Annotated in this window: 21 protein-coding genes, 1 other RNA gene and 1 pseudogene; 11 read left to right on the top strand and 12 right to left on the bottom strand. The window is 70.1% G+C overall.

Features of this window, described 5'->3' with window-relative positions:
* Positions 1-13: 13 nt before the first annotated feature.
* Positions 14-1,051 (top strand): beta-ketoacyl-ACP synthase III, encoded by a 1,038-nt coding sequence (locus ABEU20_RS02470; protein ID WP_420162791.1) that lies wholly within the window; start codon positions 14-16, stop codon positions 1,049-1,051.
* Between the two features lie 74 nt (positions 1,052-1,125).
* Here ABEU20_RS02470 and ABEU20_RS02465 read toward each other — a convergent pair whose 3' ends face one another.
* The 5 genes from ABEU20_RS02465 to ABEU20_RS02445 all read right to left on the bottom strand — a co-directional run bounded on the left by ABEU20_RS02465 (position 1,126) and on the right by ABEU20_RS02445 (position 5,334).
* The gene (locus tag ABEU20_RS02465; protein WP_420162790.1) at positions 1,126-1,626 is read right to left on the bottom strand and encodes a C40 family peptidase; all 501 of its coding nucleotides are present in this window, start codon (positions 1,624-1,626) and stop codon (positions 1,126-1,128) included.
* Positions 1,627-2,003: 377 nt separating this feature from the next.
* Entirely contained in the window at positions 2,004-2,306 is a 303-nt protein-coding gene (locus ABEU20_RS02460; protein ID WP_420162789.1) for a putative quinol monooxygenase, read from the bottom strand.
* Positions 2,307-2,417: 111 nt separating this feature from the next.
* Complete coding sequence (locus ABEU20_RS02455; RefSeq protein WP_420162788.1) at positions 2,418-3,527, bottom strand: LLM class flavin-dependent oxidoreductase; 1,110 nt, start codon at positions 3,525-3,527, stop codon at positions 2,418-2,420.
* A complete protein-coding gene (thiM, locus tag ABEU20_RS02450) occupies positions 3,524-4,372 on the bottom strand; it encodes a hydroxyethylthiazole kinase (RefSeq protein ID WP_420162787.1) in 849 nt (282 codons plus the stop codon). The genes ABEU20_RS02455 and thiM overlap by 4 nt, the downstream gene beginning before the upstream one ends.
* 59 nt (positions 4,373-4,431) lie before the next feature.
* Positions 4,432-5,334, bottom strand: a complete 903-nt coding sequence (locus ABEU20_RS02445) for a sulfurtransferase (protein ID WP_420163130.1) — start codon at positions 5,332-5,334, stop codon at positions 4,432-4,434.
* Positions 5,335-5,453: 119 nt separating this feature from the next.
* Here ABEU20_RS02445 and ABEU20_RS02440 point away from each other — a divergent pair, with 119 nt between their 5' ends.
* From ABEU20_RS02440 to ABEU20_RS02415, 6 genes and pseudogenes are all read left to right on the top strand, one after another.
* Complete coding sequence (locus tag ABEU20_RS02440) at positions 5,454-6,140, top strand: GntR family transcriptional regulator (protein WP_420162786.1); 687 nt, start codon at positions 5,454-5,456, stop codon at positions 6,138-6,140.
* Between the two features lie 110 nt (positions 6,141-6,250).
* Entirely contained in the window at positions 6,251-6,391 is a 141-nt protein-coding gene (locus ABEU20_RS02435) for a hypothetical protein (RefSeq protein WP_420162785.1), read from the top strand.
* Positions 6,372-7,432, top strand: a pseudogene (locus ABEU20_RS02430) (FecCD family ABC transporter permease). Before ABEU20_RS02435 ends, ABEU20_RS02430 begins: the two are co-directional and overlap by 20 nt.
* Positions 7,425-8,228: an ABC transporter ATP-binding protein gene (locus ABEU20_RS02425; RefSeq protein ID WP_420162784.1), complete on the top strand. Its 804-nt coding sequence runs from the start codon at positions 7,425-7,427 to the stop codon at positions 8,226-8,228. The pseudogene ABEU20_RS02430 and the gene ABEU20_RS02425 overlap by 8 nt, the downstream one beginning before the upstream one ends.
* Positions 8,225-8,860 carry a hypothetical protein gene (locus ABEU20_RS02420; RefSeq protein WP_420162783.1) on the top strand — a complete coding sequence of 212 codons (636 nt, stop codon included), beginning with the start codon at positions 8,225-8,227 and terminating at the stop codon, positions 8,858-8,860. Before ABEU20_RS02425 ends, ABEU20_RS02420 begins: the two co-directional genes overlap by 4 nt.
* Positions 8,857-9,537: a hypothetical protein gene (locus ABEU20_RS02415; protein ID WP_420162782.1), complete on the top strand. Its 681-nt coding sequence runs from the start codon at positions 8,857-8,859 to the stop codon at positions 9,535-9,537. Before ABEU20_RS02420 ends, ABEU20_RS02415 begins: the two co-directional genes overlap by 4 nt.
* Before the next feature lie 72 nt (positions 9,538-9,609).
* Here the strand turns inward: ABEU20_RS02415 and ABEU20_RS02410 are convergent, their stop codons facing one another.
* The 4 genes from ABEU20_RS02410 to ABEU20_RS02395 all read right to left on the bottom strand — a co-directional run bounded on the left by ABEU20_RS02410 (position 9,610) and on the right by ABEU20_RS02395 (position 16,207).
* The gene (locus tag ABEU20_RS02410) at positions 9,610-10,113 is read right to left on the bottom strand and encodes a hypothetical protein (RefSeq protein ID WP_420162781.1); all 504 of its coding nucleotides are present in this window, start codon (positions 10,111-10,113) and stop codon (positions 9,610-9,612) included.
* Positions 10,114-10,115: 2 nt separating this feature from the next.
* On the bottom strand, positions 10,116-13,130 hold the full coding sequence (locus ABEU20_RS02405; protein ID WP_420162780.1) for a bifunctional [glutamine synthetase] adenylyltransferase/[glutamine synthetase]-adenylyl-L-tyrosine phosphorylase: 3,015 nt from the start codon (positions 13,128-13,130) through the stop codon (positions 10,116-10,118).
* A gap of 97 nt (positions 13,131-13,227) precedes the next feature.
* Positions 13,228-14,568, bottom strand: coding sequence for a type I glutamate--ammonia ligase (gene glnA / locus ABEU20_RS02400; RefSeq protein WP_420162779.1), 1,341 nt, complete (start codon positions 14,566-14,568; stop codon positions 13,228-13,230).
* Positions 14,569-14,635: 67 nt separating this feature from the next.
* On the bottom strand, positions 14,636-16,207 hold the full coding sequence (locus ABEU20_RS02395) for an alpha/beta hydrolase (protein WP_420162778.1): 1,572 nt from the start codon (positions 16,205-16,207) through the stop codon (positions 14,636-14,638).
* A 172-nt stretch (positions 16,208-16,379) separates the two neighbouring features.
* Between ABEU20_RS02395 and panB the strand changes: the two genes are divergently transcribed.
* The 4 genes from panB to ABEU20_RS02375 all read left to right on the top strand — a co-directional run bounded on the left by panB (position 16,380) and on the right by ABEU20_RS02375 (position 19,707).
* Complete coding sequence (gene panB / locus ABEU20_RS02390) at positions 16,380-17,219, top strand: 3-methyl-2-oxobutanoate hydroxymethyltransferase (protein WP_420162777.1); 840 nt, start codon at positions 16,380-16,382, stop codon at positions 17,217-17,219.
* A 122-nt stretch (positions 17,220-17,341) separates the two neighbouring features.
* Complete coding sequence (locus ABEU20_RS02385) at positions 17,342-17,809, top strand: hypothetical protein (protein ID WP_420162776.1); 468 nt, start codon at positions 17,342-17,344, stop codon at positions 17,807-17,809.
* A 3-nt stretch (positions 17,810-17,812) separates the two neighbouring features.
* Positions 17,813-18,769, top strand: coding sequence for a prolyl aminopeptidase (pip, locus tag ABEU20_RS02380; RefSeq protein WP_420162775.1), 957 nt, complete (start codon positions 17,813-17,815; stop codon positions 18,767-18,769).
* A 44-nt stretch (positions 18,770-18,813) separates the two neighbouring features.
* Positions 18,814-19,707, top strand: coding sequence for a CHAD domain-containing protein (locus ABEU20_RS02375; protein ID WP_420162774.1), 894 nt, complete (start codon positions 18,814-18,816; stop codon positions 19,705-19,707).
* Here the strand turns inward: ABEU20_RS02375 and ABEU20_RS02370 are convergent, their stop codons facing one another.
* From ABEU20_RS02370 to rnpB, 3 genes are all read right to left on the bottom strand, one after another.
* Positions 19,708-21,108, bottom strand: coding sequence for an RNB domain-containing ribonuclease (locus ABEU20_RS02370; protein WP_420163129.1), 1,401 nt, complete (start codon positions 21,106-21,108; stop codon positions 19,708-19,710).
* A 23-nt stretch (positions 21,109-21,131) separates the two neighbouring features.
* Positions 21,132-21,317, bottom strand: a complete 186-nt coding sequence (locus ABEU20_RS02365; RefSeq protein ID WP_420162773.1) for a hypothetical protein — start codon at positions 21,315-21,317, stop codon at positions 21,132-21,134.
* Between the two features lie 384 nt (positions 21,318-21,701).
* Positions 21,702-22,128: RNase P RNA component class A (gene rnpB / locus ABEU20_RS02360), an RNA gene on the bottom strand.

Here is a 22,128-nt window from a genome sequence, read left to right as displayed (position 1 = left end):
TGGAGAGGATGCCGTGCCCGCTCACATCGCCACTGCAAGTCCCGTCACCCACGCTGCCCTACTGGGCCTCGGCGTGTATCGGCCCCGACGTGTGGTCCCGAACTCCGAGATCGTCGACCGCATCGACTCGTCCGACGAATGGATCCGGACTCGTTCCGGTATCGCGGCCCGCGGCTGGGCCGAGCCCGACGAGACCGTCGTCTCGATGAGTGTGGCGGCCGCCCGCGACGCGCTCGCCGCAGCGGGTCTGGTGGCCGAGCAGATCGACGCCGTCGTGCTGGCCACCTCGTCGCAGATGGTGCTCGGGCCGTCGGCCGGAGCGGTCGTGGCGACGCAACTCGGCATGCAGGACACCGCCGCCTTCGACGTCTCCGCGGGGTGTGCAGGCTTCTGCTACGCGCTCGGCAACGCCGCGAGCCTCGTCCGTGCCGGGCAGGCCCGACACGTGCTGGTGATCGGGGTGGAGCGGCTGTCCGATCTGCTCGATCCGACCGACCGGACGTGCGCGTTCATCTTCGCCGACGGCGCCGGCGCCGTCGTGGTGGGTCCGTCGGATGCCGAGGGGGTCGGTCCGGTCGCGTGGGGGTCGGACGGAAGCCAGACCGCAGCGATCAAGCAGGACAAGGACTTCATGCAGTACTTCGCCGAGGTCGAGGCGGCCGAAGCCGAGGGCGGCAGCACGGAGCGACCGTACATCCGGATGGACGGTCAGGCCGTCTTCCGTTGGGCGATCACCTTCCTGGAGAAGGCGTGTCGTGACGCGCTGGAGAAGGCCGGTGTCACAGCGGACGACCTGGACGCGTTCGTGCCGCACCAGGCCAACAGCCGCATCACCGACGCCCTGGTCCGGACGCTGGGGCTGCCCGACACCGTCGCTGTCGCTCGCGACATCGTCGACAGCGGAAACACCAGCGCGGCGTCGATCCCGATGGCGATGGAGCAGCTCCTCCGTTCGGGTGGCGCCCGGCCCGGCGACACCGCACTGTTGCTCGGTTTCGGCGCCGGACTGGCCTACGCCGGCCAGGTCGTCCAACTACCGCCGATCGCCTAGCACGCGCAGCAGCGACGAGCCCGTCACTCCTTCAGGAGTGACGGGCTCGTCGGTGTCGGTGCCGAGCGCTCGGCTCAGTAGCGGCTCGCGCCGGAGAAGGTCATCGAGTCCAGCGGCGAGATCTTCACGTTCTCGCCCTCGGTCGGAGCGTGGACGACACTGCCGTTGCCGATGTAGATGCCGACGTGCTCGGCGCCGTAGAAGGCGACGACGTCACCGGGCTGCAGGTTGCCCTTGGACACCGAGGTGCCGCCGCCGACCTGGTCGTAGCTGGTGCGGGGAACGGACTTGCCGGCCTGCTTGTAGGCCCACTGGACCAGACCGGAGCAGTCGAAGGAGCTGGGGCCGGTGGCGCCCCACACGTACGGCGAGCCGACCTTGGACTGAGCGGCGTTCGCGACGGCCTGGTTCGAGCCGGCCACCGGGGTGGTCTCGATGGAGCTGCTGCCCCAGCTGGGCGCCGTGAACGGCTGCGCCATGGCGGGAGCGGCGGGGATCATGATGGCGCCGGCGGCGACAGCGCCGAGCAGCAGGCCGCGGGTGGTACGGGTCAGGCGGGTGTTCTTCAGGGCCATTCGAGGGTCCTCCGAGTATTGCTGTGGTCCGACACTTGGTCTGGCATCGGTGTTCGGGCACAACCCAGAGTTCCGTCGTTATGGTTTCGATACATCCGTAGAACTACGCGCACGGGTACCTGTTCGGGTATGCAGGTATACGTGGTCGTCGTCCGGCCGGGGCGTCAGGGCAGCCGGAACTACCTCGCTGAGCAGCAGTTATGCGCGCACAGCCCGGCCGGGTGCAGAAGAGGGAGCGACCGGGCGGTTCGTGATCCAGGTGACAGAAGCGGCGCTGTGACCTGGCCCGCGTTCACCCGACGGAGCGCAAGGTCACGGCCCGAAGGTCACGGTTTCGTCTACGCGAGCGATGATCGCGACGGGTTCTCGACCGCGCCTCAGCCGGGCAGAGTGCTCGCCAGCACGTCGACCTTGGTGATGGTGGGGTGCGCGACGAACAATTCGTCGGCACGCGCCATGAGAGCCTGCGCGACCTTCCCGGCGAGGTGCGCCTGGCGCCCCGCGTCGTCGGGGAAGGCGTCGAAGATGCCGAAGGTTGCCGGGCCGAAACGCAGCGCGAACCAGGCGGTGGTGTCCGGCTCCTCCTGCACCAGAGACAGCGCACTCTCGAGGAAGTCGGCGACGGCGGTCTCCTTGCCGCGCTTCGCCTCCACACGGACCAACAGTGCTGCGCCAACCATCGGGCACCTCCGAGGAACGACTATCTCTCACTGTTCTCGCGGGCGCGGGCCGCGTCAACGAGGAGCGGGCGCCGCGACCACTGCAGTCACGACGCCCGCTCCCGGGATGTCTCAGTCGAGTGCGGCGAACCGCGGAATCAGGTGCTCGGCCACCTGCTTCGCCTCGTCGATCAGCGGCCACCCGGCCAGGATCAGCGTCGTCAGTCCGGTCCGCTGCTTCAGCACCCGGACATGGTCGGTGATCTCGTCGGGTGCGCCGACGTAGTAGACGGCAGACGACCCGGTGGCGAAGATGTCGAGCGGCGACCATGCGGTGATGCCGGCGTACAGGCCGTCACCGAGATAGAGATCGTCGGGCTCGGGGATCTTTCCGGCGACGATGGTGTCGACCCAGCCCTGCCGCTGCGCGTCGCGGGCGGTGAACGTCTTCAGGTCCTGCTGACCGCCGGTGCGGCGCCGCACCGCCTTGTCGAGAACGTCGCTGATCTGGTCGATGCCGGCCTTCTCGAACAGCGACCGGAACCGGTCCATCGCCTCGTCCCGGGTCGGGCGGACGATCACGCCGGACAGCGCGCCGAAGTCGGTGAACTCGCGTCCCGCCACGGCCGCGGCAGCCCGCGCCCCCTCGAACTTGTCCTCGATGAACGATGTCTCGCGCAGCATCGCCAGGTACGCGTCGAGCACCCGGCCCGAGTTCGCCAGCCCGGCCGGAGAATCACCGGTGCCCCACAGCGGCACCTCATGGTCGGCCGCACTGTCGATCCGCAGCGGCGTGTTCGGGAAGTTCGACTCGGTGCCCTCCCGGTAGTAGCGCCGGAAGTCCGCCCAGTACTGCTCCCCCAACTCGTAGCGGCGATCGTGTTCGACGTTCATGTCGTACTTGGTGAGGATGTTGTCGCGGCCGTTCACCGAGTTGATCATCAGCCGGCCGCCCGTGAAGGCGTCGAACGTGAGCGCCTTCTCGGCGAGCAGACGCGCGGGGATCATGTTGGCGTAGATCGCGACGAGGAACTTCATCCGGCTCGTGTGCGACGCCGCCCACGTCGCGGACGCGAAAGGATCGTTCGACCACGTCGCGACCAGGGCGCCGTCGAAGCCGCCGTCGTCGATCGTCTCGGCGAGTGCGATCTGCCGCGCCCCGTCCACCGGGTAGAGCCCGCCCGGGCTCCACGGAAAGTCGCCGTCGGCCTGGGTGAGGTACCAGAACGTCTTGATGCTCACCGGTTTCCACCCACGATCGCCAGGTCGAGCGATTCGATGCGGGCGCGCTCGGTGAGCGTCGCCGCGTCGACGGCGGCCAGGGCATCGAGATACTCGACCGCGAACGATCCGGGACCCGACGACTTCGCTGCGGCGATCTCCGACGCGACCGCGACGTGTGCGTGTGCGGCGGCGAGGCCGACGAGCGGGGAGGGCGCGACCGCGAGGTAGGCCGCGACCAGGCCGCCGAGCGAGCAGCCGGTCGATGTCACCCGTGGCAGCAGATCGCTGCCACCGCCGATCCGCACACCGACGACGTCACCGTCCGCGTCCCGCCCGACCAGGTGGTCCACCGGCCCGGACGCCGAGACGACGTCGGCGTGGTCGAGCAGGGCAACTGCCGCGGGCACCGCCGCGGCGGCGTCGTCGGCGCTGTCGACCCCGCGGGTGTCGCCGCCCAGGCCGGCCAGGGCGATGATCTCCGACGCGTTGCCGCGGATCGCGGTGGGCCGGTACTTCAGCAGATCGACCGCCAGCCCACTGCGCCACGGCAGGCCGCCGACACCGACGGGATCGAGCACCCACGGGGTGCCGGCGTCGTGCGCGGCCTCGGCGGCGAGTGTGAACGCCGCAGCTGTGCCGTCGTCGGGGGTGCCGAGGTTGACGAGCACTCCGCCGGCGATGCGGGCGAATCCCGCTGCCTCGTGGGCATTGTCGATGTGGGCGTTGCTGGCGCCGGCCGCGAGCACCACGTTGGTGAGGAAGTTCGCGGACACGATGTTGGTGAGCGAGTGGACGAGCGGCACCTGGGTGCGCAGCGCGTCCAGAGCTGCGGCGAGGTCGTCACCGGTGATGGTGTGGGTCATGGAAATCCTTGGGAGAAGAGCGAGTTCGGGCGGGCGGGGTCAGGACCTACGACATCGGGTCACAGTTCACCGCCGGGCAGGGTCACGAGTGGCAGCGCCGGATCAGCCGTCCACTCCTCGAGGGATCCGTCGTAGATCCTGATGTCGTCTCGGCCCGCGACCACCAGGCCGAGGGCAGACAGGCACGCCGAGATGCCGCCGCCGCAGTAGAGGACCACCGGAGACTCGGAATCGGAGAGTTCCGCGGCCGCGAGGACACGGAGTTCGTCGACCGAGCGGAGCCGGCCGGTGGCGTCGAGCAGGCTCTTCGCCGACAGGTTGCGGCTGCCGGGAATGTGGCCGCGTCGCGAGTAGCGGGTCTTCTCGGCGCCGGAGAACTGTGCCGGCGCGAGGGCGCAGACCAGGGTGCCGGGCGCCCGTCCCTCGACGATCGCGGTCACGTCCACCCGATCCGCCCACGCCGGGCGATACGCCGTCACGTGGAGCGGTGCCGCGGGCGGACGGACCGGCGCGTCGTCTCCGGTCGCGATCGGCAGATCGAGTGCCCGCCACCGGGCGAACCCACCGTCGAGGACGCGGGCGTCCACTCCGACGCTGCGGAGCAGCCACCAGACGCGGGAGGCCCAGGTCATCGATCCCTGGTCGTACAGGACGACGTCGGAACCGGATCCGATGCCCAGTTCGGCGAGCTCTTCCACGAGCCGGCCGACCGGGGGCCGGGAGAAATGCAGGGTCCGGCCGGTGTCCGACAGTGCGGCAAGGAGATCGACGTGCCGCGAATCCGGAACGTGGGCTTCCCGCCACCCGGCCGCACCCGACTCGGGCCGGTAGTCGCCGTCGAAGCGAGCCGGCGCGAGCAGAACCGTGACGTCCAGCACAACGGGCGCCCGTCCCTCCCCGAGAAGGGCGGCGAGTTCCTCCGCCTGGATCAGGGGCCACGCAACGCTCGACAACTTGTACATCCTCACTACGACGATCAGCGCCCACGAACTTAAATGACGACTTGCGTATACGCAAGTATCCGACTGGCGTCGATGGCATAATCAGCGAGTCCGAAGCAGAAACGACAGATGGGGCACCGATGACACACGGGGACGACCTGACGGAACTCGGCGCGCTCTTACCCACCGATGCCGCCGGCCGCTCCGACCAGACGTCCCGGCAGTACCTGCACCTGCGCGCCGACATCCTCGCCGGCAAGTTCCCGCAGGGCGCGGCGCTGCACGAGACGCAACTGAGTGAGAAGTACGGCGCCTCCCGGACCCCGATCCGTGAGGCCCTGAACTGGCTGGCGCACGACGGCCTGCTCGAGCGCGCCGCGCGTGGCTTCCGGGTCCGCTCCGGCACCCCCGAGGACGTCATCGAGATCTACGCCGCGCGCGTCGCACTCGAATCGGAGGCCGCCGGCGCCGCCGCGATTCGGCACACCGACCTCGACATGGCCCGGCTCGAGCGGTTGCACAACTCGTGCTGCGGAGCCAAGGACGACGCCGAGGTCCGCACCGACAACTTCCGCTTCCACGAGGCGCTGTGGCAGGCCGCCCACAACACGACGATCATGACCTTGCTGGTCCGGCTAACGACGCAGTTGCGGATCTACGACAGCGGGCCGCCGTCGAATTACGGAGAGCCCGACCTGCTCAATGCCGAGCACAGCAACATCCTCGAGGCGATCCGCACCCGGGACGAGCGCGCCGCGCGCGAGCACATGCGCACCCACCTCGAGCGCAGCCGTGAGCAGCGGATCCACCTCTTCGCGAACGGCTGAGGCCGACACTCCGCCACAGGTCCGCGGGCGTTTCACCCGCGGACCTCGTCGGTTCGGAACCAGACAAAGGGCACTCAGGTAAGGCTTACATTAGTTTGTTCTTCCCGGACGTGAACCACGAACTACGCCAGCGCATCCGGGAGACCTACCGCACGCTGTACGCGTACGACGTCACCGATACGGACGTCGACCGCATTCTCCAGGTGCCGGCCAACTCGGGCAGCGCGGGCTATGACACCTTCCGTGCTTGAGACCGCAACCGAGCAGCGGGCGCGGCGGTCGTCGCGCATCGTGGTGCCGGTGATCCTCGCCGTCGGGATCGTCGCGGTCGGTCTGATCTCGCTGTCGGTGGGCCGTTACACGGTGCCGGTCAACGAGGTGGCCCGCATCCTGATCAACGAGGTGATCGCACTCCCCCGCACCTGGACCGACGCCGAGTCCAATGTCGTGCTGGGGGTGCGGCTTCCGCGCGTGCTGCTCGGCATGCTGGTCGGCGGCGGCCTCGCGCTGGGCGGTGCCGCACTGCAGGCCGCGTTCCGCAATCCGCTGGTGAGCCCGCAGATCCTGGGCGTCTCGTCCGGCGCGTCGTTCGGCGGCGTGCTGGCGCTGATGTTCGGGCTGGGCTCGACGTTCCTGGTCGGCGGCGCATTCCTGTTCGGACTCGCCGCGCTCGGCATGGTGCTGCTCATCGGCCGGACCCGGTCGGGCGGCGCGATCCTCATGATCGTCCTGGGTGGCGTGGTCACGAGCGCGTTCTTCTCGGCGTTGGTGTCGTTCATCACCTACGTCGCCGACCCGTACTCGACGCTGCCGTCGATCGTGTTCTGGCTCATGGGTTCCCTGGCCACCGCAGACATGACGAAGGTGCTGATCGCGGCGGTCCCGATCCTCGCGGGTTCCGCCGTCATCGTCGGGCTGCGCTGGCGAATCAACATCCTCTCGCTCGGCGACGACGACGCCGCCTCGCTCGGAGTGAACCCGGGACGGCTGCGGGCGGTGCTGCTGACGATGGTCGCGCTCATGACGGCCGGCGCGGTCGCCGTGTCCGGCGTCATCGGCTGGGTGGGTCTGGTGGTTCCGCACATCGCCCGGTTGTGGGTAGGACCGGATCACCGGATCTCGATGCCGACGACGTTCGTGCTCGGTGCCGCATACCTGACGATCATCGACACGCTCTCCCGCACCGTCAGCTCCGGCGAGATCCCGCTCGGCATCCTCACCGCGATCATCGGTGCCCGGTGTTCTTTCTGCTGCTCCGGAATTCGCGTAGACAGGCCTTCATCGATGCTTGACAGCAGTGCCCGACTCGAATTACGGGACGCCGGTTTCCACTACCCGCGCCGCGACTGGGTGTTCCGACACGCGACCCTGCGGATCGACGGCGGCATCACGTCGATCCTGGGCCCCAACGGCCAGGGCAAGACGACGCTGCTCCGGTGCATCGCCGGGCTCACACCGCTCCGCGAGGGACGGGTGGAGCGGAACACCGCGATCGGCTACGTCCCGCAGGCCGGCCTGTCGAGCTTCGCGTACTCGGTGTTCGACATGGTTCTCATGGGCCGGGCGAAGAAGGTCTCGGCGTTCGCAGTGCCCGGCAAGGCCGACATCGCCCGCACTCGTGAGGTCCTCGACCGGGTCGGCATCGCCGATCTTGCGTCGCGCAGCTTTGCCGAGTTGTCCGGCGGGCAGCGGCAACTCGTGCTGATCGCGCGGGCACTGGCGTCGGACGCCGAGTTCATGATCCTCGACGAGCCCGTCTCGGCCCTGGACCTGCGCAACCAGGCTCGGGTGCTGGTACTGCTGCGCGACCTCGCGGCCGACGGGATGGGCGTCCTGCTCACCACGCACCATCCGGATCACGCGCTGCACCTGGGTGGGTGCGCGATCGTGATGCGCTCCCCCGCGGACATCCGTCTCGGTTCCGTCGCCGACCTCGTCACCGACGACATGCTCACCGAGCTGTACGGCATCGACGTGGTGAGCGCCACCATCGACGACCGCGGCGCCCCGCGCACCGTCCTCTACACCCGGTACGACACATTCACGGCCGCAGAACGCGCGGCCACGCTTCAGAAGGCTTCACGATGACTCTCGACACGACTGCCCCGCAGTCACTTCCACCGGTCCTGCACCTGGTGATGGGCACCAACACCGGGATGTCCGGTGGCACCACCGCCGCGCGCCGGGTGCAGTCCGTCGACCTGTACGACCTCGGCACTCTCGACCTCGGCGGTGTTCGCGGCCTGCTGATCAACGGCAACTGCGACCAGATCTTCCTCGAGCGCCGCCGCGAACTGCTCACCGACTTCGTCACTGCCGGTGGGCGCATCGCGATCATGGGCCACCCGCTCACCGACTTCCTGCAGGGTCTGGGACAGTGGCGCAAGCTGCAGTACTCGGGCCCCAAGGATCTGGCGATCACCGCAGGCGACCCGCATCCGGTGTGGGAGGGCGTCGATCCCGCCGACGTCAGTTTCCGGCGCGGGGTGTCCGGCTTCTACGGGCGCGGCTACAGCCAGAAGCTGCCCGACGGCGCGGTCGTCACCAACCGCATCGGCCGCCACGCGCTGCCCGTCGACTACGTGTATCCACTCGGTGACGGCGAGGTGCTGGTGCACGGCGGCATCGATCTCGCCGTCTATCAGGAGGATCCGAACACCTCCGCCCGCATCTTCCCGCAGCTGCTCACGTGGCTCGCCCGGCAGGAGTCCCAGGCATGACCGTCATCGAACCCTTCGCCCGCACCGATCGCGCGCCGCGTTCGCGACGTCGACTCGCGCTGGTGCACGGCGGATCGCACTTCCACCTGCAGACGCTGAAGGATCCGGCGGTCATAGCGCACCAGCCCGAGTTCCTCTACCTCGCGGACCTCGCCGACGGCGATCTCGACGCCTTCGACACCGTGATCCTCGCCGACCGGCTGCACCCGGAACTGTTGCGGAAGCACACCGCGCAGATCCTCGCGGTCGCGCAGCGGGGCGGAACTCTCGTCGTGCTCGGCGAGAACGCCGCGCACACCTGGCTACCCGGCGTCCGCTGGACCGCGCGGCCCACCAACTTCTGGTGGTGGCTCGAGGGCGAGGACCCGCTGATCCGCACCCGCAGCCCCGAACACAACGCGTGGGAGTACCTGTCGACGAAGTCGGTGATCTGGCACCACCACGGCCTGCTGCACACCGACGCCGACGTCGTCCCGCTGCTGGTCTCGGAGGAACCCGACGAGAACGGCGACCCGCGTGACGCCGGGATGATGCTGTTCGAGGACACCGTCACCACGCCCGGACGGATCATCGCGACCACGCTGGACCCGACGTACCACCACGGCAACAACTTCATGCCCGGGTCGACGCGCTTCCTCTACGCGCTGCTCCGCTGGCTCGACAACACCGGCAGCTAGCACCCAACAGCTGAAGGGTCCCTTCGTGCGCTCGCAGGCGCCGAAGGGACCCTTCAGCTGTTCAGGGGAACGTCAGTCGACGTCGTAGGCCTCGGTGGCCGGCACCGCCAGCAATCGGTCGGTCATCTCGCGCTTGAGCACGACGAGGCGGGCTTCCTCGGCGTCGGTGCGTCCGGGCGTGTTCACGAGTTCGATGAACTCGTCCGCCACGAAACCCTCGCGCACCTGCAGCGTCACGGTCCGACCCCGGTAGGTGAGCCGGAAGACGTAGTCGGCGAGCGTGTTTCCACGATCGGGCCGGGCCAGCGCGGGATCCACGACGTACCTTCCGCCGGTGACCGCGCGGGTCACCATCTCGAACGCGTCCCGCACGCCCGGTCCCCCGTGCGCTGTCGCGATCTCGACCTCGCGGCGCTCGACGGGAGCGCCGTCACCGAGCAGTGGCAGCGCCCGCTGCAACACCGTGAACGCGTGCGCGACACCGCCGGGCGCGTCGGGGCCGTGGTACTTCATCAGGTCGTCGAACATGTAGACCAGCGGCGTACCGCCCTCGACCACCGACAGCTCCGAGCTCACGGTCACTCTCCTCCGAACACGCGCTGCACCACGGCCTTCGCCCGGCGGGTGACGCGCAGGTAGTTGTCGAGGAACTCGTTGGCGTCGCCGCCCGGCCAGCCGGCCACCTGCGCGACGGCGGCGAGCACCTTGCCGGGCCCGGGCAGCTGGTCGGTGGGCTTGCCGCGCACCAGCACCAGCGCGTTGCGCGCCTTGGTGGCGAGCAGCCAGGCGTCCCGCAGCAACTCGATGTCGGTCTCGCTCAACAACTCCGCCGCGCCGATCGCGTCGAGCGTCTGGAGAGTCGACGTGTTGTGCAGCGCCGGGATCTCGTGGGCGTGCCGCAACTGGATGAGCTGCACGGTCCACTCGATGTCGGCGAGGCCGCCGCGTCCGAGCTTGGTGTGGGTGGCCGGGTCGGCGCCGCGGGGCAGGCGCTCGGAGTCGACGCGGGCCTTGATCCGCCGGATCTCCCGGACCGCCTGCTCCGACACGCCGCCCTCCGGGTAGCGGGTCTTGTCGATCATGTGCAGGAACCGCAGCCCCAGGTCCGCGTCCCCCGCAACCGCGTGCGCCCGCAGCAGCGCCTGGACCTCCCAGGCCTGGGCCCACTGCGCGTAGTACGCCTCGTACGAGGCCAGCGTCCGCACCAGCGGCCCGCTGCGCCCCTCGGGCCGCAGGCCGATGTCGACCTCGAGCGGCGGATCGGTGCTCGGCGCGCCCAGCAGGGTCCGCACCCGGTCGCCGATGAGGTTGGCCCACTTGACTGCCCGCGTCTCGTCGGCGCCCTCACGGGGCTCGCACACGAACAGCACGTCCGCGTCGGAGCCGTAGCCGAGCTCGCCGCCCCCGAGCCGGCCCATGCCGATCACCGCGAACCGCGCCGGTGCGGGCCGGCCGGCCTCGGCCTCGTCGGCGCGGATCACCGCGGCGAGCGATGCGTTGAGCACGGCCGCCCACACCGACGACAGCGCCTTGCAGACCTGCGGGACGTCGAGCATGCCGAGGATGTCGGCGCTCGCGACGCGGGCCAGTTCGTAGCGGCGCAGCGACCGGGCGGCCCCGACGGCCCGCACCGGGTCGACGTACCGCGCCGACGACGACAGGATGCCGCGCGCGACGTCCTCGGGCTGCGGGTCGAGCAGTCGCGGACCGGACGGGCCGTCCGCGAACAGCCGGATCACGTCGGGAGCCTTGATGAGCAGGTCCGGGATGTACGCCGACGAACCGAGCACCGTCATGAGACGCTGCGCCACCGACGCCTCGTCGCGGAGCAGGCGCAGGAACCACGTGGCGTCGACCAACGAGTCCGAGAGCCGTCGGTACGCGAGCAGCCCGGCGTCGGGATCCGGTGTGTCACCGAGCCATTCGAGCAGCGTCGGCAGTAGCAGCGCCTGGATGCGACCCTTGCGCGACGCCCCGCTGGTGAGCGCGGTGAGGTGTCCGAGCGCGTTCTGCGGCGCCGAGTAGCCGAGCGCCGCCAGCTGCCGGACGGCGGCGTCGGGGCCGAGCCGCAGCGCCTCCTTGTCGAGCCGCGCCACCGACTCGAGCAGCGGGCGGTAGAACAGCTTGGCGTGCAGGCGCCGGACGCGGTGCGAGTTGCGCTTGATCTCCGCGTTCAGCACACCGAGCGCGTCGTTGCGGCCGTCGGGGCGCATGTGCGCGGCGCGGGCGAGCCAGCGCAACGCCTCCTCGTCGTCCGGCGGCGGCAGCGTGTGGGTGCGCTTGAGCTTCTGCAACTGCAGGCGGTGCTCGAGCAGACGCAGGAACTCGTACGACGCCGTCAGGTTCGCGGCGTCGTCCCGGCCGACGTATCCGCCGGCGGCCAGGGCGGTCAGCGCGTCGACGGTGCTCTTGACGCGCAGCGACGTGTCGGCGCGACCGTGCACCAGTTGCAGCAGCTGGACCGCGAATTCGACGTCCCGCAGGCTGCCGCGCCCGAGCTTGAGTTCACGTTCGCGCAGTTCGGGCGGCACGGAGTTCTCGACACGGCGACGCATCGCTTGCACCTCGGGCACGAAGTCCTCGCGCTCGGACGCCGTCCACACCATCGGGCCGAGGGCGTCGGTGTACTGCCGCCCCAACTCGAGGTCGCCGGTCATCGGCCGGGCCTTGAGCAGCGCCTGGAACTCCCACGTCTTGGCCCACCGCTTGTAGTACGCGATGTGCGAGTCCAGCGTGCGGACGAGTTCGCCCCGCTTGCCCTCGGGACGCAGCGCCGCGTCGACCTCGAAGAACGCGGCCGATCCGACCCGCATCATCTCGCCGGCGATGCGGCTCGAGATCGCATTCGACGGTTCGGCAACGAACACGACGTCGACGTCGCTGACATAGTTGAGTTCGCGCGCACCGCACTTGCCCATCGCGATTACGGCGATGCGTGCGGGGCACGGCTCGTCCGGGCTCACCGCCGCGACGGCGACCGCGAGCGCCGCCGTGAGCGCGGCGTCGGCCATGTCGGAAAGCTGGTGTCCCACCGTCTGATACGGGACGACGGGCTCGTTCTCGACGGTCGCGGCGAGATCTGCGGCGGCCAGCACCATCATCTGGTCGCGGTAGCACTTCCGGAGCGCCGCAATCGCTTCGGGCCCGGCCAGCTCGGCGCGGTACAGCATCGCCGATGCGTTCGGACCGGTCTCGGGAACCGCGCCGACGCTCGCGAGCAACCGTCTCGTCAACTCGTCCTTGGACGGCAGCGTCATGTCACCGGCCAGCAGCTTCCACGACGACGGATCCGCCACCAGGTGGTCGCCGAAGGCACTGGATGCGCCGATCAGCCCGAGGAGCCTGCCGCGCAAACCCTTGTCGGTGTGCAGGGCGCGGTCGAGTTCGGCCCACGCGTCGCCGAGCCCCTCCTGCATCCGCACCAGGGTGCGGAGGGCGAGGTCGGCGTTCGCGGCACGCGAGAGCGACCAGAGCAGCTCGACGGAGTCCAGATTCGACCAGCCGATGGCCTGCAGCTCGGCCGGCGCCGTGGGCTCGACGAGGCCGAGCCGGCCCACCCCGGGCACTGCCGACCGGGCATACGGGGGCTTCATCGGATCACCCCGATCCGGACGTCGTCACCAGCGGAACATGGACCGGCCGGACGGGGCACGCGCGTCACCTCTCGGGATCTTCCTGATCGGATCGGCCCTACAGGCCGAGGTAGGCCTTCAGCTCGAACGGAGTGACCTGGCTGCGGTACTCCTCCCATTCGCGGCGCTTGTTGCGGAGGAAGAAATCGAAGACGTGCTCGCCGAGCGCCTCGGCGACCAACTCCGACTTCTCCATCTCGGCAAGGGCTTCCGCCAGGCTGCCTGGCAGCGGCTTGTAGCCCATCGCACGACGCTCGGCGCCGGTGAGCGCCCACACGTCGTCCTCGGCCTCGGGCGGCAGCTCGTAGCCCTTCTCGATGCCGCGCAGTCCCGCTGCGAGCAGAACCGCGAACGTCAGGTACGGGTTGCAGGCCGAGTCGGGGCTGCGGACCTCGACGCGCCGCGACGACGCCTTGTTGGGCGTGTACATCGGGACGCGGATCAGCGCGGACCGGTTCGACGGTCCCCACGTCGCCGCGGTGGGCGCCTCGCCGCCGTGGACGAGACGCTTGTACGAGTTCACCCACTGGTTGGTGACGGCGCTGATCTCGTTGGCGTGCTCGAGGATGCCGGCGATGAACGCCTTGCCGGTCGCCGACAGCTGATTCGGATCGTCCGGGTTGTGGAAGGCGTTGGTGTCGCCCTCGAACAGGCTCATGTGCGTGTGCATCGCCGAGCCGGCCTGGTCGCCGAACGGCTTGGGCATGAACGACGCCCGCACACCCTCGTCGATCGCGACCTCCTTGACGACGTACCGGAACGTCATCACGTTGTCGGCCATCGACAGGGCGTCGGCGTAGCGCAGGTCGATCTCCTGCTGACCGGGCGCGGCCTCGTGGTGGCTGAACTCCACCGAGATGCCCATCGACTCGAGCGCGTCGATCGCGTGACGCCGGAAGTTGGGGGCGCGGTCGTGCACGGCCTGGTCGAAGTAGCCGCCGCTGTCCGCGGGGATCGGCGGGCTGCCGTCGATCGGGCCGTTCTCCAGCAGGAAGAACTCGATCTCGGGGTGCACGTAGCACGAGAAGCCGAGGTCGCTGGCCTTCGCCAACTGGCGGCGCAGCACGTGCCGGGGGTCGGCCCAGGACGGGGTGCCGTCGGGCATCGCGATGTCACAGAACATGCGCGCCGAGTGCTGGGCGCCGTCCTTGTGCGCCCACGGCAGGATCTGGAAGGTCGAGGCGTCCGGCTTGGCGACGGTGTCGGCCTCCGAGACCCGCGAGAAGCCTTCGATCGCGGAGCCGTCGAATCCGATGCCCTCCTCGAAGGCGCCCTCCAGTTCGGCGGGCGCGATCGCCACCGACTTGAGATAGCCGAGGACGTCGGTGAACCACAGTCGCACGAACCGAATATCTCGCTCTTCGAGGGTGCGTAGCACGAACTCCTTTTGGCGATCCATGCTCGCGAGCGTAAGCACATCGCGTTAAATCTGTGTTACATCGTGAAATCGGTCTCGTCGGCGCAGCTCAGCACGTCAGGTCCGGATCCGGAACGGTGAGATCGACGAAGTAGCGCGTCAACGGATCGTCGATGCAGGCGACGCCGTCGAACGACGCGGTGTGCTGCGCGCCGCGGTACGTCACGAGCGCGGCGTTCAACTGCTTCGCCAGGTCCACGCCCGCCTGGTACGGCGTGGCAGGGTCCTGCGTCGTCGACACCACCACGAGCGTCGGGAGCCCCTCGATCGCCACCGGGTCGATGGTGTGCGGCGCACCGGTATTCGGCACGGGCCAGAACGCGCACGCATCGAGTGGTGCGTTGCCGGTGCCGCGGCCGTCGTCGAGGAACGGCGCCGCCTCCCGGTAGCGCATGTCCGCCTCCCCCGCCACGGCCCGGTCGGTCAGCGGCGGGTCGTCGACGCAGCGGATCGCGTTGAAGGCGTCGTTGATGTTCGAGTAGCTGCCGTCGTCCGCGCGCCCCTCGTAGAGGTCCGCGAGCAGCAGCAGCGTGTCGCCGTTACCGTCGGCGAGGCTCGACAGCCCGCCGCGCAGCGAACTCCACAGGCTCGGCGAGTACAGCGCCTGCGTCACCCCGGTGATCGCGTCGGAGTAACTGAGCCCCCGCGGGTCCGTGGTGGCGGCCGGCCGCGCGACGAGCGGATCGACCAGGGCGCGGAAGCGGGCGTTCGCGCGACTCGGATCGGTGCCGAGCGGGCAGTTCGCCGTCTGCGCGCACTCGGCCGCGAACGCGTCGAACGCCTGCTGGAACCCCGCCCCCTGCAGCACCACCTCCTCGACGGGGTCCTGCTCGGGATCGAGCGCGCCGTCGAGCACCATCGCCCGCACGTTCCGCGGGAACGTCTCGGCGTACTGGGTGCCGATCCGGGTGCCGTACGAGAACCCGAGATAGTTCAGCTTCGCGTCGCCGAGGACCGACCGGATGACGTCCATGTCACGCACGACCTCCCGGGTCCCGACGTGCGCGAGCAGCGGCAGCCCCGAACGCTCCGCACAGCGGGCGGCGTACGTCCGGTTCTTCTCCTCCACGTACGCGATGCCCGCCGGGCTCATGTCGACGTCCGCGTCCCGCCGCTCGGCGTCGCTCTCCTGCGGCGTCAGGCACCGCACCTGTGGCGTCGACGCCCCGATCCCGCGCGGGTCGAAGCCGATCATGTCGAACCGCTCCGCCAGTTCGGTGCCCTCCGGAATCGACGCCGAACTCAGCCCCGACGCACCCGGGCCGCCGGGGTTGACGAGGATCGAACCGAGCCGGGCGCCCGTGGCGGGGGCCCGGGAGATCGCGATCTGCGCGGTGTCACCGGCGGGCGCCGCGTAGTCGAGGGGCACGGTGACCCGCGCGCACTCGAGCGACGGACTCAACTCGTCGCCGTCGGTGGCGAACCCGTCGCACGAGCCCCACGCGATCTGCTGCGTGTAGAACGTCTCGAGCCCGGGCGGCACCTGCCCCGCCCCCGCGACGGCCTCGGCCACCGGGGTGCCGACCACGGTGTCCGATCTGTCCGCCGAGCTGCAGCCGGCCGCCAGAACGGCCACCGCCCCGATCGCAGCGGCCGTGAGCAAGCGGGGTCTGGACTGCATACCTCGATCGTGCCACGCGACCCTGAACCCCCAGTTGACCCGCGGAGGAGAGGTGTGACGAACGGCACCGAAACAGCTCTACGTGCCCCCGCGACACGGTGGCAGACTGAGACCGTCAGCATCCCACCCGGGGACCCGCACAGTCGGGCCTCGAGGCCAGAAAGGGACAACGATGTCCGAAAACGCTGTCTACGGTTCCGCCGCTCCCGCGGCACCCAAGCGCAAGACCCGCATCCATCATCTACAGGCGATGAAGAGCGAGGGCACCCGCTGGGCCGAGCTCACCGCCTACGACTACTCGAGCGCTCGGCTGTTCGAGGAGGCCGGCATCCCGGTGCTCCTCGTGGGCGACTCCGCCGCGAACGTCGTCTACGGCTACGACACCACGGTGCCGGTCACGATCGACGAGATGCTCCCCCTCGTCCGCGGCGTCGTGCGCGGCGCACCGCACGCCCTCGTCATCGCCGACCTGCCCTTCGGCACGTACGAGGCCTCCCCGCAGCAGGCGCTCGAGACGGCCTTCCGCTTCATGAAGGAGGGGCAGGCGCACGCCGTCAAGCTCGAGGGTGGCGAGCGGGTGGCCCCGCAGATCGCGGCGCTCACCGCTGCCGGGATCCCCGTGCAGGCGCACATCGGCTTCACCCCGCAGTCCGTCAACAGCCTGGGCGGCTTCCGCGTGCAGGGGCGCGGCGACGGCGCCGAGCAGCTCGTTGCGGACGCGATCGCCGTACAGGAGGCGGGTGCGTTCTCCGTCGTCATGGAGATGGTGCCCGCCGAACTGGCCGGCCAGGTGACCCGCAAGCTCACGATTCCGACCGTGGGGATCGGCGCCGGCAACGAGTGCGACGCCCAGGTGCTGGTCTGGCAGGACATGGCCGGATTCACCACCGGCAAGACCGCGAAGTTCGTCAAGCGCTTCGGCGAGGTCGGCACCGCGCTGCGCGACGCCGCGGCCGCCTACGCGTCCGAGGTCCGGTCCGGGGCGTTCCCCGACGCCGAGCACAGCTTCTGACGCGTCCCCCGCATCCCACGACGGGAAGGTCGTCCGACGAGATCGGACGACCTTCCCGTTTTTTGGCACACTCGACATTCCGGACTGCGCAGCAGCTCCCCGACCAGAACCGAGGTGCATCCATGACCGCACGCCGAGGACGCCTCGCGGCCACCGTCGCCGCGACCGCCGCACTCGCCGCCCTCGTCGGCGGCTGCAGCAGCACCGGCGATTCCCCGACGCCCGGCAACAGCGCGCAGACGTCCGCGCTGACGTCGACCCCGAAGTCGTCGGCCACGCAGCCCTCGGCCACGGCCGGGGGCGAGAGTGGTGCGGCCACCGGTGTCACCGACGCGCAGGCCACGCAGCTGTGCTCCGACATCGACGAGCAGTTGCAGAGCTGGCGCACGTACACGCCGACGATCGGCAAGGGCGGTCTCAACACCGTCGTGATCTCGTGGGCCACGGCGAACGGGATCGATCTGTTGAAGCTCGCCGGCGACCGGGGGCAGATCGACACCATCACCACCGCGCAGTGCCCCCAGGTCCGCGACGGCGCGCTCTACGCGCTCGAGATCCCGAACCTCGCGTCCGCGCTGATCGGCTTCTGAGCCGTGCGTACGCCGTATCCCCCGATCTCCCCACACGAGACGGGGTTCCTGTCCGTCGGTGACGGCCAGCTCCTGTACTGGGAAGTCAGCGGCAACCCGGACGGCAAGCCCGTCGTCTTCCTCCACGGCGGTCCCGGCGGCGGCACCGATCCCGCGCATCGCGGCTTCTTCGATCCCGCGGCCTACCGGATCGTGCTGTTCGACCAGCGCGGCTGCGGACGTTCCACACCGCACGTGGCCGACGGCGCGGACCTGTCGGTGAACACCACCGATCACCTCGTCGCCGATATCGAGGCGCTCCGGCAGCATCTCGGTGTCGACCGCTGGCAGGTGTTCGGCGGCTCGTGGGGATCGACGCTGGCCCTGACCTACGCGCAGCGTTTCCCGGAACGGGTCACCGAACTGGTACTGCGCGGGATCTTCCTGCTGCGCCGCAGCGAGATCGACTGGTACTACAACGGCGGCGCCGGGAACGTGTTCCCCGAGCGGTGGGAGCAGTTCCTCGCCCCGGTGCCGTCCGAGCAGCGATCCGGCGACCTGGTCGAGGCGTATCACGCCCTGCTGCACTCCGACGATCCCGACGTCGCACTGCGGGCCGCGATCGCCTGGTCCAGTTGGGAGGGCGCGACCAGTACGCTGCTGCCGCGGCCCGAGCGCGTCGACGAGACGTCGGAACCACGATTCGCGTTGGCGTTCGCGCGGATCGAGAACCACTACTTCCGCAACGCGGGCTTCCTCGACGAGGGCCAGTTGCTGCGCGACGCCGCCGCGCTCGCCTCGATCCCGGGGGTGATCGTGCAGGGCCGCTACGACGTCGTGTGTCCGGCCACCAGCGCATGGGAACTGCACCGCGTGTGGCCCGGTTCCGAACTGCACATCATCGACGACGCGGGCCACGCCGCCGCGGAGCCGGGTATCACCCATCGCCTGGTCGAGGCCACGGACCGCTTCCGCGCGTGACGGTTTCGGTCGACGCGCACCGCCCGCACTGGTAGACCTGAACCGTGGCGGCACGACAGCACGGGGCCGGGGTGCCCGAGGTGATCGTTCCCGCGGCGCGGGGACACTACGAGCGACTGGTCTCGCTCGCCGCGGACGTGCGCGCGGACGCCGACGACTCGGTGCACCAGATGCGGGTGTCCACGCGACGGCTCCGGAGTGTGCTCGGCTCCTACCGGCGGGCCTTCCCGCCGGAGGCGACGAGAACGGCACGGGCCGAACTGCGCTGGCTCGGATCGGTTCTCGGGAAGGCCCGTGACGCGGAGGTCCTGGCGGACCGCTTCTCCACCCTCATCGACGCGCAACCGGGCGACCTCGTCGTCGGATCGGTGCACCAGCGGCTCGTGGGCACGCAACAGGACCTGTATCGCGGCGCGCACGCGAACGCCGTCGAGGTTCTCGCCGAGCCGCGGTACGCGGCGCTGTGCGCACTGCTCGACGAGATCACCTCCGGCGAGTATGCGGTTCCCCCCGACGTGACGCTGCGCGCCGGCCTCGACAAGGCGTACCGACAACTCCGCAAGGCCGCGAAGAAGGTCCGCAGGCTCGTCGACGAGGACGGCGCCGACGTCGGGCCGGCGCTGCACCGGGTTCGCAAGCGGGCCAAGAAACTCCGGTACGCCGCCGAGGCCGTCGCGGTGGCCGAACCGTCGGCGGCCGACCTCGGCCGCGCCGCGAAGACTCTGCAGACGCTGCTCGGCGATCACCAGGACGGGGTGCTCGCCCGGGCGTGGATCATCGACACTGTCGTGCAGGCCCGTGAGGACGACGAGGACACGTTCACGTACGGACTGCTGTACGCCACCGAGGAGGAGACGGCCGGGCGAGCGCTGGACGCACTGCCCCGCCACGTCAAGGCCATTCGACGGGCCTACCGGGACCTCGACCTCCGGCACTGATCACGCGGGGAACGCGAACTGCACGGACCTGCCCACGACATCGGCCTGTGTCAGGCGCACCTTCACCTCGTCGCCCTCGCCCGGATCACCCGTGCACTTCGCGATCACCGAGACCGCCGGCACGAACACCTCCGCCCCGCGTCTGCCGTTCGAGGCCCGCAGCACCGTCGCGTCGAACACCTCACCGACGCGCCCGGCGAGCAGGGTGGCCTCGGTGAGGTCCACGCACGCCCGGTCGACCCGACCGGCCCGGAAGTCGGACGTGCGCATCAGCGCGGGCAGCGACGGGAGTGCCGCGCGTACCCAGTCCGGCACCGCCACACCCGCCGAGACCGCCAGGCACACCTCGGCGGCGAACCGATCGGACAACCGCCGCAACGGTGCCGTCACGTGCGCATACGGGCCGCCGATTCCCGAGTGCCCGACCGCGTCCGGGATCTCGCCGTCGAATGCCACGTAGTCGGCCCCGCGCAGCAGCGTCGTCGCCTCGGTCATCATGACGAGGGACGCGGCGGTGTTCGGGTCGAGGCCGGCCAGCACTGCGCCGACCCCGGCCCCGTCCGTCCACGCCACCCCGAGCGCATCGGCGGTACGCCGCAGCGACTCGACCGCGGAGGGCGCCGCCGCCGGCATCGTCCGCAGCACACCGACGCCCGCGTCGAGCATCATCCGGGCCGCGCACATTCCGGTCAGCAAGGACACCTCGGCATTCCAGTCGTCGGCCTCGGTGCGCGGTTCGATCTCCACCCGCCAGCCGTCGCCGTCGGCGACGACGCGCTGCTCGGGCAGACGCAGTTCGATCGCACCCCGGTCGAGCGCGGCCGCCGCCCGCAGCCTGCCGAACTCGGGCAGTGCCGCGATGGACGGGTGCAACGTTCCCGACCGCGAATCCGCCTGCACCGTCGCGTAGTCGAAGCGCGCAACGGAACGGACCAGCGCCCGCACGACGCTCGCTTCGACCGGGTGGGCGTCGTGGTCCAGTTCGATCCGCCACAGAGCGGCGGGCCGGATCGTGTCCGGCAGCAGGCTCGCGGACCCCTCCGACAGCGGCCGCGGGTGCAGCGGCACCGAACCGTCGGGCAGGTAGACGGTCTGGCCGCGTTCCCGCGCCGCCAGGTCCAGGGCGCCACCGGGCCGGATCACCGCACCGACGTCGGCGATCGCGTAGTGCAGAACGAATCCGCTCGCGGTGCGTTCGAGGTGCAGTGCCTGGTCCAGGTCCATCGACCCCGGCGGGTCGATCGTCACCAGCGGCAGCGCCGTCCGGTCCGCGCGCTCGCCGAGCCAGGCGTCCTCGGCCGCCGCCACCTCGGCGAGCACGGCCGCGGAGAACTCCTCCTCGAGCGCGAATTCGGCGCGGACCGAGCGGAAGTCGACGCCGTGGGCCGTCATCCGGGCCATGGCGACGGCCCGCGGGGTGTCGGTCAGGCGTTCCACTCGTCGTCCGCGTCGTCCGCGGCCTTGTTCCGTTCGGCCGCGGTCTGCAGCGCCCGTTCGGCGCTCTCCCGGTCCGGGTACGGCCCCATCCGATCGAACACGTTGGCCGCCTTGCCCTGGCTGACCGATCCGTTGCTGAGACTGAAGTACCACTGCTTGTCGTCGTCGCTCATTCCCTCAGTGTGCCCCGCGCGGCGCCCGCCCACCATCGCATCCGCGATCGGTGCGCGGCGGGCGTGTGACGACGCAGGGAAGACGAGGGGAAGACGCGGACGTAGGTCTGTGACAATTCGACTCCGGCTGCTAATCTCTGCGCGTACCGCGCATATTCGCCGACGCCTCGCGTCACCCCAGTTTCGACGCGCTGGCGTCACAGATCGGAGCCCCGCATGTCCTACATCATCTTCGACACGCTTCTTCCCTACCTCGGCCAGACCGGCGCCGAGTACTGGGCCAAGCTGCTCATGATCAACCCGATCGGCGGCTACTTCCAGTAGGACATACGACGACGAAGGCCCCCGGTGTCGACCGGGGGCCTTCGTCGTATGGCGGGTGGGCGGACGAGTCGGCGTGTAAGCCGGATCCTGTCCCCGACGCTCGCGCGCCGGGTGGCGACCATCCATCTGGGCACACCGTTGCCGGGTACCTCGAGCGGTCCACCCGCAGGCTCGGGCGAGCAGCCCTCGAACACCTGCGCAGCCGCACCGTCGTCCCGGAGGACACCGGTGCGGCCTTCGACCTTGCTCCGGGCGGGGTTTACCTAGCCGCCCCGGTCACCCGGGGCGCTGGTGCGCTCTTACCGCACCTTTTCACCCTCACCGGCGCCTGAGCACCGGCGGTCTGTTTTCTGTGGCACTGTCCCGCGAGTCACCTCGGGTTGCCGTTAGCAACCGCCCTGCTCTGTGGAGTCCGGACTTTCCTCGGCCCCGGGCCTCGCATCGCGCGGATGCCGGTTCCCGTGGCCGCGGCCGCCCAGCCAACTCG

The organism is Rhodococcus parequi, from assembly GCF_046042785.1.
In the GTDB taxonomy this organism is placed as follows: Bacteria; Actinomycetota; Actinomycetes; order Mycobacteriales; family Mycobacteriaceae; genus Prescottella; species Prescottella parequi.
Note: the sequence above shows the minus strand (reverse complement) of the source record. Positions and strands in the feature narration are given on the sequence as shown.